An 11823-nucleotide genomic window follows, 5' to 3' on the forward strand; every position below is an offset into this window, starting at 1 on the left:
TCAGCAGACCGAGTCGGACGGCTTCGGGTTGGCCAGGCCGAACAGCGCCCGGGCCCGCAGGCCCACCCAGGTGCCCGCGAGGGCCGCGAGGCCCCAGATCCAGCCGGACAGGCTGCCCGACGCGATGCCGGCCAGGTAGGCGCCGATGTTGCAGCCGCTCGCCAGCCGTGCGCCGATCCCCAGGATGATCCCGCCGAGCACCGCGGCCAGCGCCGTGCGCCACGGGATGGAGCGGTGCATCACCCAGGCCCCGCCCGCGGTGGCGGCGAGGGCCGCCCCGATCATGATCCCGATGTTCGTGAGCGACGTCTTGTCGGCGAGCACGGGGCCGGCGAGGGCCTTGGCCTGCGACGGCTGCTGCCAGTAGGCCCACGTCTCCGGGTGCAGGCCCACCGCCTGCAGCGCCTTGGCGCCCCACAGCGCGAACGCGCTCGTGACGCCCCATGCGCCACCCGACACGACGAGAACGCCGGCGCCGAGCACGGCCAGCGCCACCGCGCCGACCCACAGCGGCCACGACCCGCGCAGCACCCGGGCCGCACCACGCGCCGTGGGTGGCACGCCGGTGGGCGGCGGGTTGCGGCGGGCCTGCACCACCCGGCTGATCGCGACGACGGCCAGCAGCGCGAGGATCGTCACCGCCCACGAGCCGAACCAGCCGATGTGCTCGGACAGGACGATCGGCGGCAGCGCCGGGAGGTCGGACACCAGCGGGAACGCCCACGTGTAGAGCACCGAGCCCGCGATGAACCCGAAGAGCGTGAGCACGATCGTGCTCTGGCCCGAGCCCACCGCGAACAGGGTGCCGGAGGCGCAGGCCCCACCCAGCTGCATCCCGAGCCCGAACAGGAACGCGCCGAGCAGCAGCCCCACGCCGAGCGGCCCGGCCGACGGTGCCGGTTGCGAGCCGAACAGGCCCGTGCCCGTGCCGATCACCAGCGCGAACAAGGTGGCCGTCGTGCCGAGCAGCAGGGCGTGTGCGCGCAGGCCCGCGCCGTTGCCGACGGCCACGAGCTGCCGCCACGCGGAGGTGAAGCCGAAGCGGGAGTGGAACAGGGCCACGCCGAGCCCGACGCCCAGCGCGAGCAGCACGGCCTGGCGGGCGCCGTGGGCGAGCCCGACGTAGGTGACGAGGGCGGCGCCGAGCACGCCGATCGAGGCGAGCGCGCGCCACTGCGGTGGAGCGGCCGGGTCGGGCACGGGCGGCGCGGCGCACGTGGGGGCGGGTGCGAAGAGGGAACGGGCGGGTGCGGTGGTCGTCACGACGGAACCTCGGGGACGCAGGTGGGCGGGCGGCGGTCGTCAGGGACGACAGGCGGCCGCGCGCTGCGTGCAGTGGTCGACGTGGCGCCGACGGGTGAGGGTCACTTCGCCAGGCTAACTTCTCATCCGCCGGTGGGCCTACCCTGAGACGGTGAGCCCGCTCTCCGTCGAGCGCTCCTTCGCCGCGTACGGCGCCTCCCACTGGCTCGTGCTCGGCGTGCTGGCCGCGGGCGTGCTGGCGCTCGCCCGGTTCGGCGGCCACTACCGGGGCACGAGCACCGTCCGGACGGCGGGCCGGGTGTTCGCCGCCGTCCTGGTGGCCTTCCACCTGCCGATCCTGGTCTACGACCTCACGCCGGCCCGGTTCGACGTCGAGCACTCGCTCCCGTTCCAGATCTCGGACCTCTCGTGGATGGCGGCCGCCTGGGCGTTGTGGACCCAGCAGCGGTGGGCCTACGCCCTCACCTACTACTGGGGCCTCACGCTGGTGCCCCAGGCGCTGCTCACGCCCGCCCTCGACGGCCCGGAGGCGCCGAGCATCGACTTCATCAGCTTCTGGGGCCAGCACCTCCTGGTGCTGTGGGCGGCGGTCTTCCTCACCTGGTGGGTCGGCCTGCGCCCGACGTGGCGGGACTTCGCGTTCGCCGCCGTGGTGACGGTGACCTGGGGGCTCGCGATGCTGGCGTTCAACGCCGTGGCCGGCACGAACTACCTGTTCGTCAGCAGGCGGCCGGACAACCCGTCGCTCTTGGACCTGATGGGGGAATGGCCCTGGTACCTCGGCGTCGAGCTCGTCGTCGGGCTGGCCGCCTGGGCCCTGCTGACGTGGCCGTGGACCCGGTCGCGGACGGTTGTCGCCTGATCCCGCGCCGCCCTCACCCGACCACCGGGGTCTCGGCGGGCGCGTGGCGCTGCTCGGGGATGGCGAGGTCGCAGCCCGGGCAGTGCCACCGCGCGTCCGCGGCGTCCCCGCGCCGGACCTCCATCGGCTCGCCGCACCGGTCGCACGGCCGCGGCTCCCCGGTCCACTCGGCCTGCAGCTCCGCGAGCAGCCGGTGGGCGAACGCCGCGCCCGGCACGGCCACCACCCGCTCCCCCGCGCCGAGCAGCGCGACCTGCTCGTCGACCACCACGAGCCCGCCGTGGCCGTGATCGGACCTGATGACCGTGCCCGCCCGCACCTCCTCGCCGGGGGCGGCGAACACCCGCACCCGCACCCCGCGGCGGGCGGCGGCCTCGAGGGCCGCATCGGCGTCGCCGGGCCAGGGCGTCCACACCCACACCGAGCGCCGCGCGTCGGCGGCGTGCCCCTCGAACGCCTCTTCTCCGTGGACGCCGGCCCGCAGCAGCTCGGCCACCTCGCCGAACGTCGCGTCGTCCGCGGGCGGTTCGGCCGCCCCGAGCAGGGCGGCGGCGCTCCACGTCCGGATGTCACCGCGCTCCACCGCCTCGCGCAGCGGCCCGTCCGCCACGCCGTCGGCGATGAGGTAGAGCCGATCGCGGGCCGGGGCGATCCCGGCCCCGAGCGCCTGCGGCCCACCGTCGCCCGCGACGAGATCGGCCACCACCGTCGCGAACTCGCGGCCCTGCAGCGCACGCACCGGGCCCACCGCGGTGGCGGCGACGAGGCCGCGGTCGCGGAACGCGGCGAGCGTGACGTCGGCCTGCACGACGTCCGGGGCGACGACGCCGACCGTCCCGTCGCGCCGGTGCCGTTCGGCCAGCGCGCAGGCCAGCACGGCACCTGCGGCGGACCATTTGCCTGCGACGGACCCCGGACGGGCCGCGGCGAGGCCGGGCACCGTGGAGACGTCGACCAGCACGATCTCGGTGCCCGCCTCAGCGGCCTCGCGCAGCTGCTCGTAGCCCGTGCCGAGCCCGGAGCGGCCGGTGAGTGCGAGGCACCCCTCGCGCGCGTCGACGTCGGCCGGATCGGCGATCCCCAGGTGCGAGAAGCAGGTGGCCCGCACCCAGCGCTGCACCTCCCGGGCCGGGTCGTCCGGCACCGCGGGCCCGAGCTGCCGGAAATCGCCGAACACCACGGCCGTGGTGCCGGCCCGCCGGAGCGCGAGCAGCACCTCGGCCAGCGGCACCGCGCCCGCGTCGTCGACGAGCACGACGTCGAACGTGGCGGCGGTGAGCGCGGGGTGCACGCGCGAGCGCAGGAGCGTGGTGGCCACCACGCGGGCGTCGCGGACCAGCCGCTCCTCCGCCTCCGCGCGCAACGTCCGGGCCCGGTCGGTCAGCTCGCGGTGCCGCTCCTCCAGCGCCGCCGCGTCCTTGCGGCGGTGGAGCAGCCCGTACAGGCGGGCGTGGCGCTCGGGGAGCCCGCGCAGCACGCTGTCGGTGACGAGCCGCCGGTCCTCGTCGGTGGCCGCTCCGCGCGTCTCGGCCGCGTCGACCTCCCCGCGCAGCCGGATCATCACCTCGCGCGCGCTGCGGTACCGCTCGTCGGCTGCGGCCACCGCCTCCTCGGCCTCGGCGGCGCGCCGGTCGGCGTCGGCGATCTCCGACCGGGTGTGCTCACCGATCACGGCCCGGGCGTGCAACTGCACGTCCAGCCAGCGCCGCCGGCCGGCCGCCGCCGCGGCCGCGAACCGGCGCAGCTCCGCACCGGCCTCGTCGAGCAGGCGGCGGTGCTGCCGCCGCGCACGCATGCCCTCCGGCTCCTGGCCGGCGAGCGCGTCGCGCTCCTCCTGCAGGGCGCGCTGCCGCGCCTCGAGCGCGGCGAGCCCCTCCACGGCGAGGCGCTGGTGCTCGAACGCGTCGCGCACGAGGCCGAGCACCCGCTGCGCCTCCAGCGCTTCCCCCAGCTCGGTGGCGGCGGCGACGAACGCCCGCCGCGCGGTCTCGGCAGCCGCCTCGGCCTCCCGCAGCCGCGGGCGCAGCTCGTCCAGGGTGTGCCCGGCCGTCACCCGGGCGGCGGCGATCCGGTACGCCGGCTCGTCGAAACCGTCCAGCTCGGCGCGCAGGTGCTCCACCTCGGGCGCGAGCGCCGCGATCTCCCGGAGCCGGGCCGCCACCGCGGCGCACTCCCCGTCCACCTCCTCCGACGCGGCCGCCACGGCGGGGTCGCGCCCCGCGCCGATGCGCACCACGACCCCCGGCTCCGGCGACATCCGCGCGACCGCGGCCTCCAGCACCTCGTCGACCGCCTCGTCGCGGGCCGCCACGAGCAGCACCCGCCTCCCCGCCCGCACCAGCGCCTCGACCGCGCAGGCCAGCACCTGGACCTTTCCGGTGCCCGGCGGTGCCCAGACCAGCCGCAACCCGGCGCTCAGGCAAGCCCGGAACGCCTCGAGCTGCTCCTCGGCGAGGCCGTCGGCCTGCGTCGCGGCCGTCGGGCTCCCGGCGAGCCGCTTCCGGGCGAGCGCCTTCGCCAGCGGCGCCGCGCCCGGGGCGCGCAGGCCCTCCAGGAGCGGCCCGACCACGGGCCCGACGCGCCCCCACAGGTGCCGGCACTCCGGCGGCCATCCCGCCTGCGGCCGGACGACGAGCACCCCGGCCTCGTCGCGCAGCTCCTCGACCGGGTGACCCGGCTCGTGGTCGGGCCCCCGCTCACCCGCGAGGCAGACGTCGAGGAACGCGACGCGCCGGTCGCGGGCGTCCACCACGAGCCGGCCGTCGTCGCGCGGCACCGCCGTGCCCAGGTCGACCCACGTCGACGCGCCGTCGGGGCCGTCCTCCGCGGCGGCCCAGCGCTCGACGCCGGCAACGGCCCCCGCCGACCACCGCGCAGCCATCCGACCCCCCGTTCGTGGTCACCCGGAGGATTGAACCAGCGAATGCCTCGTGACAGGGGGCAATCGAGGGGCGCGTCGGGCAGCCGGATACGCGTGGGACGAGCTGGGACCAGACCGTTAACGAGCAGACCTTCCCAATCCGAGCCTCCTGCACGATGATCCCGTGCGACCCGCCCGACGTGGGGAAGGACGACATCATGGGACGACGAGGACGTCGTGCTCAGCTCGCAGTGCTGCTGGTGATCGGAGCGTTGGCACTCGCCGCGTGCGGCATGCGCGGAGCGGGCGCAGGCGGTGGCGGCGACGCAGCGGGCGGCGAGAACTTCACCATCAAGTTCTCGCACGTCGTCGCGCCCGCCACGCCGAAGGGCCAGGCCGCGGAGAAGTTCAAGGAGCTCGTCGAGCAGCGCTCGGGCGGCCGCATCACCGTGGAGGTCTACCCGAACTCCGAACTCTACGGCGACAAGGACGAGCTGCAGGCGCTGCAGTCCAACAGCGTGCAGGTGCTCGCACCCGCCAGCGCCAAGTTCACGACGATCGCGCCGGCGCTGCAGGTGCTCGACCTGCCGTTCCTGTTCAACAGCGTCGAGGACATCCCGAAGGTCGCCTCCCCCGACTCCGCGGTGGGCAAGGCGATCTACGAGAACGAGGCCCTCGCGGCCAACAACATCAAGGTGATGGGCCTCTGGGACAACGGCCTCAAGCAGCTCTCGTCGAACACCGAGATGCGCACGCCGGAGTCGCTGGCCGGCCTCAGCTTCCGCATCCAGCCGTCCGACGTGCTGCGCACCCAGTTCGAGAAGTGGGGCGCCAGCGCCACCCCGATGGCGTTCTCCGAGGTCTACAACGCGCTCCAGCAGGGCGTGGTCAGCGGCCAGGAGAACCCGTACTCGAACATCGAGTCGCAGAACATGCACACGGTGCAGAGCCACATCACCGAGTCGAACCACGGCTACGTCGGGTACGTGCTCGTGATCAACAACGAGTTCTTCCAGAGCCTCCCGCCCGACCTGCAGACCGTGGTGCAGGAGTCCGCCGACGAGGCCAGCGCCTACAACCGCGAGGTGGCCGCCAAGCTCAACGCGGACGCGCGCACCACGATCGAGCAGGCGGGCACCACGACGATCACGGACCTGACCCCCGAGGAGCGCCAGGCGTTCAAGGACCGCGTGGTGCCCTCGGTCTGGGAGCAGTACGCCGACATCATCGGGCCGGAGCTCGTCAACGATCTGCTCGCCCAGCAGAACTCCCAGTAGGACCCGTTGGCCACCTTCGTTCAGCGCTTCGACCGGGTGCTGACGCGGATCGAGAACGTCCTCGCCGCGTCGGCGCTCGGCCTGGCAGCGATCATCGCGATCGGCGCCGTGCTGCTGCGCTACGTGTTCGGGATCTTCCTGTTCTGGTCCGAGGAAGCGATCATCTACTTGATCATCTATTCCACCTTCCTCGGTGCGGTCATCACGCTGCGGCACAACGAGCACGTCAACGTCGACGTCTTCGGGCCCTTCCTGAGGCCGCGCGGGAAGCGCGTGCTCGCCGTCATCGCCGCCGCGGTCACCGTGGTGTACCTCGTGTGCATCGGCTTCTTCGCGTGGCTGCTGCTGTTCGAACCGTTCTCCACGTCGACGATCACGCCGGCGCTCAAGCTGCCGCTGTGGGTCGTCGAGCTGGCGGTGCCGATCGGCCTGACCCTCATGCTGCTGCGCGCGCTGGAAATCCTCGTGCGCAACGCGCGGGGCGTGGAGGCCTTCGCCGAGGGCGACCGCTCGATCCTCGAGATCGAGGCGGAGGCGACGGGCCTCGACCTGCGTGACGTCGAGCAGACGAGCCGGCCCGACGACGACGAGGAGAAGGACCGGTGACCGAGGCCTCGATCGTTCTCGTCGTCACCCTGTTCGCGCTGCTGTTCTCCTCCGCACCGATCGCGGTGGCGCTGGGCCTGACGTCGTTCCTCTACTTCTTCTACTTCACCACGATCCCCCTCACCCAGGTGCCGGAACGGCTGTTCAACTCGCTGAACACGTTCCCGCTGATGGCGATCCCGTTCTTCGTGCTCGCGGCGAGCATCATGAGCCGCGGCGGGATCAGCAGACGGCTCATCGCCGCCTGCAACGCCGTGGTCGGTCAGTTCCGGGGCGGGCTGGCGATGACCGGCGTGCTCGCCTGCATGTTCTTCGCCGCGATCTCCGGGTCCAGCCCGGCCACCGTCGTCGCCGTCGGCACGCTGATCATCCCGGCGATGATCGCGAGCGGTTACCCCCGCCGCTTCTCCACCGGCCTGATCGCGACGTCGGGCTCGCTCGGCATTCTCATCCCCCCGTCGATCCCGCTGATCGTCTACGGCATCGCGACCGAGGAGTCGATCGGCGACCTGTTCCTCGCCGGCATCCTCCCGGGCCTCCTCGCCGGCTTCATGCTGCTCGCCCTCGTGTTCGTGACCTCCTACCGCCGCGGCTACGGCACCGGCGAGGACGCCATCACGATGACGGGGGCCGAGAAGGTGCGCGCCATGCGGGACGCGGTGCTGAGCCTCGCCCTGCCCGCCCTCGTGCTCGGCGGCATCTACGGCGGGGTGTTCACGCCCACGGAGGCGGCCGCGATGGCCGTGTTCTACGCGGTGATCGTGTCCGTGTTCGTCTACAAGGAGCTGACGTTCGCGGACCTGGGCGGCATCCTGCTGAGCTCCGCCCGCACCTCGGCGATGATCATGTTCATCATCGCCAACGGGATCCTGTTCTCGTTCGTGCTGACGTCGGAGCGGATCCCCGGCGAGATCACCGAGCTGCTCCTGAGCTACGAGCTGAACACCTTCACGTTCCTCCTGCTCGTCAACATCATCCTGCTCGTGGCCGGCTGCTTCATGGAGACCTCGAGCGCCATCCTGATCATCGCGCCGATCCTGCTGCCGATCGCGCTGGAGCTGGGCGTCAACCCGATCCACCTCGGGATCATCATGGTGATGAACCTGGAGATCGGCATGGTGACCCCGCCGCTGGGACTGAACCTGTTCGTGGCCAGCGGCATGTCGGGGATGTCGGTGCTGCAGGTGGCGCGGGCGGCGATCCCGACGGCCGTGGTGCTGCTGGCCGCGCTGTTCCTGGTGACCTACGTCCCCGCGATCTCCCTCGCGTTGATCGGCGGCGGGTAGCGCCGCGTGAGGGTGGCCGGCCTGCGCGGGCCGGCCACCCGCACGGCCGCGTCAGCCCGGCTCGGCGTCGTAGACGTTCAGCACCACCTCGCAGTCGCAGAAGCCGCCCCGCGCCTGCAGCTCACGGCGTAACCGCGACCAGCGGACGCCCGCGGTGGCCCGCGCCCACTCCTCCACGCCGCGCAGCGTGCCGTCGCAGGTGTTCCGTTCCTCGATCACGCGGGCCAGCTCCACCTGCTGCTCCGGCGTCAGGCTCAGCCGGGGCAGGGCGCGCCTCGGGTAGGCCGCCTCGTCGTCGTAGTCGTCCTCGTAGACGTCGTCGAACGGGTCGTCGAATGGCTTGTCCATGGCGTCGACGATGCCCGGGGACGCCGACGGCGACGGGTCACGCGGTGGGAGTTATCCACAAGTGGACCCGGCACGCCGACCGCCGCCCCCTCACACACCACTTCGCACGCTCACGCACCGACTGCAGTCGGTGTGCTGGCGCGACAACCGGTGTGCGAGGGCCGTCGCGGCCCGCCCGCCGGTTGTCCACACGTCATCTGCGGGCGGCCACCACCGCGTCGCGCCACGCGTCGAGCAACCGGGCCGCGGACCCGCCGACGGGCCCGACGGCCGCGGTCAGCGCGTCCGGCGCGAGCGGGCGGGCGCCGTCGACGGCGGGCACCGCGGCGGCCGGGTCGTCGATCACCGCGGAGCAGACGTCGCGCAGGTAGCCGGGGATGTCCAACGCCGGGTCGACGCACCCGACCAGCGACGTTCCGACGGCCGCGACCAGCGGGAAGACCGTGCCCGGGATCCCGATTGCGACCTCGGCCGCGGCGGAAGCCCGCACCGAGGGCACCGGGCTGATCTCGTACTCGGACCACAGCGCCCGGTCCTCCCGCGGGTGCAGGCCGACCACCACCCGTCGGCCCGCCTCGGCCAGCCGGCGCGCGGAGTCGAGGAGCAGCTGCGCGCCCGGAGCGGCGGCGCTGGTCGCGTCGGCACGCGTGACGCTGGTCAGGACCAGCACCGTGCCGGGCTCGGGCGAGCGGGCCGGCAGGTCGTCGGTCTGGGCCGAACCGACCACGGCGATGTCGCCGTCCAACCCGAGGTGCGCCCGGAACGACGTGGCCTCCGCCTGCGAGGACGCGGTGGCCGCCCCCACCCGCGCACGCACCTCCGCGGCCCGCGGCGCCTCCTGTGGCGCCAGGTACGCCAGCGACGAGGCGACGACCGGCAGGTCGGGCAGCTGCGCGAGGCAGTCGGCCGGCCAGTCACCCGCCCCGGTCACGACGAGCAGGTCCGCCTCGGGGAACTCCCCTGCCACCGCGACCGGCACCGGCTCGTCCGCGTCGATCTCGGTGCGGTCGGGCACGAGCTGGGTGAGCGTCCACCCCCGGCGCTGCGCCTCGGCCGGCAACGGCTCGGCGTGGTAGGTGCCCCACGGCTCGTTGGTGGCGATCAGCACCCGCAGCGCCCGCTCAGTCGGCGCCGTCGGCGGTGCGCCGCACGCGCTCACCGCTCCGGCGAGCAGCGCCGCCCCCAGCAACCGTCGCCGCGACAACCCGGCCACCGGATCTCCACGTTCTCCCACGACCCGGAACCGTAGAGATCGCGGAGGTCGGGGAGGTGAACGCGGGCTGACGCCTATGGCGCGTCCGCCAGGCCGAGCCGGACCGTCACCCGGTCACCGTCGTCGATGGGCTCCTCGTCCCGCACCGACTTCTTGACGGGCAGGACGTAGCTGCCGCTCGACTTCTCCGGGAACACCGACGTGGCCCACACCGTGTCGCCGATGCGCACGTGCACCCGCACCGACCCGAACCCCGGGCCGCCGCCGGCAGCGATCTCCCGGACCTCGTCGGCCACCTCCACCGGCAGCCGCAGGAAACGCCATGACGGCCCGTCGTTCTCCCAGGCGAAGACGTCCGCACCGAAGGTCCACTCCACGAGCGCCGACAGTAGCCCGCCCCTCCGTCAGAGCCGGCCCCACAGCTCCGCGTTCGCGCCCTCGACCTGGCGGTAGTGCTCCTCCATCGCCTGCAGGGAGTCGCGGATCCGGAGCAGCTCGGCCTCGAACGCCACCATCGCGGCGTACGAGCCGTCGGCGGCGTCCATCACCTGGCGGTTGTAGGCGCTCGCGGTCCCGGCGCTCACGGGGTCGCCCATCCAGGGTTCGGGGATGTAGGCCCGTTGGCGAAGCCGACGGAGATGTGCGGTGAGCTCCTGGAGGCCCTCGTCGAAAGCGGCGCGGACCGCGGGGATGGCGGAAGGTTCGATTCTCAGCGCGGCGGGTGAGAACTGGCCTGGCATACGCACTCCCTCGGTTCGATGGCGCGACATCGAACGGTAGAGCTGCGCCCCGGAATCGGCGGCGTGTCAGCGGCGATCGTGTGCGATCGCGAACGCTCCCGGCCGCCTCAGTCCCCGAGCAAGGTCGTCATCACCGCGTCGGCGACAGCTTCAGCGTCGCGGCACAGCTGCGGCTGCGGGATGGAGGGCTGCCGCCCGCCGGTCGCGAACTGCACGTCCAACAGCTGCCCCGGTGCGACGTCGACGACCACGGTGCAGTAATCCGTGAACCGTGTCGGGACCGCTACCAGGGCGGGGAAACCCTGCACATTCGTCGGACGCAGCTCTGCCGCTAGCTCGGCTGACGTGTACCGCTCGATTCCGGTGGTCGTCACGAGGCTGATGCCGGTCGTCACCGCCCGAGGCTCGAATCCCCGGATGTCACACGCCGGCACGTCCGCCCCGGGGTACAGCGCCACCGCCGCCTGGGAGAAGACCGGCCGCCCGTCCAACCCCAGCTCCGCCCGCTGGGCCTCGGTCAGCAGGGAGCACGGGTCCACGCCGTCGAGCCGCACCTCCCGCGGCCGCGGCGGCAGCGGTTCCGGCGCCGCCGGTCCGGCCACACCCTGGACGGTGCACGCCGACACCAGCATCACCGCCAGTGCCGCCCCCACCACCCGTCGCACGAAGAGCACCGTAGCCGCACCCTCATTCGTCGGTCACCTTTGACGCTGGGCCCGTCCACCCGCGACCTGCGTTCACAGGTGCACACGATTCGAGGCAGAACGGCCCTCCGTCGGGGCCTCCTTCCGCATGATGCCCACGGTGCGTGCGTAACCGGCGCGAAGCGCCCTCGCTCAAGGAGCCCTGAACGATGCGCCTGCCCGGCCCGCTCATCCTGCTCGCCGGTTTCGTCATTCTTGGCGCGATAGCCGCCGCCCCGCGTGCGACCGCCGACCCGATCCCTGGATTCTCGTTCGATCCCGCGAAGCTCGAGGTCCGCATGAGTTCATGCATGGAGTACCGAGTGGGACCGAGCGAGGTTCTCATGGGATGGCTAAACATCCGCACCGGTGATCAACGTCAGTGGCGGTGCAGCTCGCTGCGGCACATGCTCCTCGATGATGAGGGCCGACCCGCGCATGATCCGTACGAGAACATCCCGGACTTCATGCGCTGCGTCGACAAGGTTGTGAGCTACGGGTTCCCCCGGAAAGGAGATCCGGGAAACACTCGTCTCATCTACCAGTACAACGGGACGAGTCGCCGAGCTGAAGTCGTGGTCAACGACGCGACTGGGCACATAGTCACGATCTACACCTCCGTGAGCAACGACTGGACCGGATGTGCGAACGCCCTATAGTTCTGGTGTGCGACCGGCGGGTATAC

The 11823-nt window shown here is 72.9% G+C and carries 12 protein-coding genes; 5 read left to right on the forward strand and 7 right to left on the reverse strand.

The window, feature by feature from the left end; all coding sequences use genetic code 11:
- On the reverse strand, nt 1-1263 hold the full coding sequence (locus ACFPL3_RS11620; RefSeq protein WP_379588894.1) for a YeeE/YedE family protein: 1263 nt from the start codon (nt 1261-1263) through the stop codon (nt 1-3).
- A gap of 151 nt (nt 1264-1414) precedes the next feature.
- Between ACFPL3_RS11620 and ACFPL3_RS11625 the strand changes: the two genes are divergently transcribed.
- A complete protein-coding gene (locus ACFPL3_RS11625; protein WP_343939772.1) occupies nt 1415-2125 on the forward strand; it encodes a YwaF family protein in 711 nt (236 codons plus the stop codon).
- Nucleotides 2126-2138: 13 nt separating this feature from the next.
- On the opposite strand, the gene ACFPL3_RS11630 is transcribed toward ACFPL3_RS11625, so the two are convergent.
- Nucleotides 2139-5006: an AAA domain-containing protein gene (locus ACFPL3_RS11630; protein WP_379588896.1), complete on the reverse strand. Its 2868-nt coding sequence runs from the start codon at nt 5004-5006 to the stop codon at nt 2139-2141.
- 197 nt (nt 5007-5203) lie between these two features.
- Here ACFPL3_RS11630 and ACFPL3_RS11635 point away from each other — a divergent pair, with 197 nt between their 5' ends.
- From ACFPL3_RS11635 to ACFPL3_RS11645, 3 genes are read left to right on the forward strand one after another with little or no spacing between them, the layout of a single operon-like run.
- Nucleotides 5204-6262, forward strand: a complete 1059-nt coding sequence (locus ACFPL3_RS11635) for a DctP family TRAP transporter solute-binding subunit (protein WP_379588898.1) — start codon at nt 5204-5206, stop codon at nt 6260-6262.
- A 6-nt stretch (nt 6263-6268) separates the two neighbouring features.
- The gene (locus ACFPL3_RS11640; RefSeq protein ID WP_343939780.1) at nt 6269-6868 is read left to right on the forward strand and encodes a TRAP transporter small permease; all 600 of its coding nucleotides are present in this window, start codon (nt 6269-6271) and stop codon (nt 6866-6868) included.
- Nucleotides 6865-8154, forward strand: a complete 1290-nt coding sequence (locus ACFPL3_RS11645) for a TRAP transporter large permease (protein ID WP_343939782.1) — start codon at nt 6865-6867, stop codon at nt 8152-8154. The genes ACFPL3_RS11640 and ACFPL3_RS11645 overlap by 4 nt, the downstream gene beginning before the upstream one ends.
- Nucleotides 8155-8205: 51 nt before the next feature.
- Here the strand turns inward: ACFPL3_RS11645 and ACFPL3_RS11650 are convergent, their stop codons facing one another.
- The 5 genes from ACFPL3_RS11650 to ACFPL3_RS11670 all read right to left on the reverse strand — a co-directional run bounded on the left by ACFPL3_RS11650 (nt 8206) and on the right by ACFPL3_RS11670 (nt 11120).
- Complete coding sequence (locus ACFPL3_RS11650) at nt 8206-8502, reverse strand: DUF2695 domain-containing protein (protein ID WP_343939784.1); 297 nt, start codon at nt 8500-8502, stop codon at nt 8206-8208.
- Between the two features lie 193 nt (nt 8503-8695).
- Nucleotides 8696-9736 (reverse strand): hypothetical protein, encoded by a 1041-nt coding sequence (locus ACFPL3_RS11655; RefSeq protein ID WP_343939786.1) that lies wholly within the window; start codon nt 9734-9736, stop codon nt 8696-8698.
- Between the two features lie 53 nt (nt 9737-9789).
- The gene (locus tag ACFPL3_RS11660) at nt 9790-10092 is read right to left on the reverse strand and encodes a DUF1905 domain-containing protein (protein ID WP_343939788.1); all 303 of its coding nucleotides are present in this window, start codon (nt 10090-10092) and stop codon (nt 9790-9792) included.
- A 27-nt stretch (nt 10093-10119) separates the two neighbouring features.
- Entirely contained in the window at nt 10120-10299 is a 180-nt protein-coding gene (locus ACFPL3_RS11665; protein WP_343939790.1) for a hypothetical protein, read from the reverse strand.
- Nucleotides 10300-10562: 263 nt separating this feature from the next.
- On the reverse strand, nt 10563-11120 hold the full coding sequence (locus ACFPL3_RS11670; RefSeq protein WP_343939792.1) for a DUF3558 domain-containing protein: 558 nt from the start codon (nt 11118-11120) through the stop codon (nt 10563-10565).
- A gap of 188 nt (nt 11121-11308) precedes the next feature.
- On the opposite strand from ACFPL3_RS11670, the gene ACFPL3_RS11675 reads away from it, so the two are divergent.
- Nucleotides 11309-11797 (forward strand): hypothetical protein, encoded by a 489-nt coding sequence (locus ACFPL3_RS11675; RefSeq protein ID WP_343939794.1) that lies wholly within the window; start codon nt 11309-11311, stop codon nt 11795-11797.
- Nucleotides 11798-11823 lie beyond the last annotated feature (26 nt).

The sequence above is a fragment of the Pseudonocardia zijingensis genome (assembly GCF_042657305.1).
Classification (GTDB): Bacteria; Actinomycetota; Actinomycetes; order Mycobacteriales; family Pseudonocardiaceae; genus Pseudonocardia; species Pseudonocardia zijingensis.

Coding starts and splice junctions, on each gene's coding strand:
- ACFPL3_RS11630 (WP_379588896.1), bottom strand. CDS start 5,006: ATGGCTGCGCGGTGGTCGGCGGGGGCCGTTGCCGGCGTCGAGCGCTGG.
- ACFPL3_RS11635 (WP_379588898.1), top strand. CDS start 5,204: ATGGGACGACGAGGACGTCGTGCTCAGCTCGCAGTGCTGCTGGTGATC.
- ACFPL3_RS11650 (WP_343939784.1), bottom strand. CDS start 8,502: ATGGACAAGCCATTCGACGACCCGTTCGACGACGTCTACGAGGACGAC.
- ACFPL3_RS11675 (WP_343939794.1), top strand. CDS start 11,309: ATGCGCCTGCCCGGCCCGCTCATCCTGCTCGCCGGTTTCGTCATTCTT.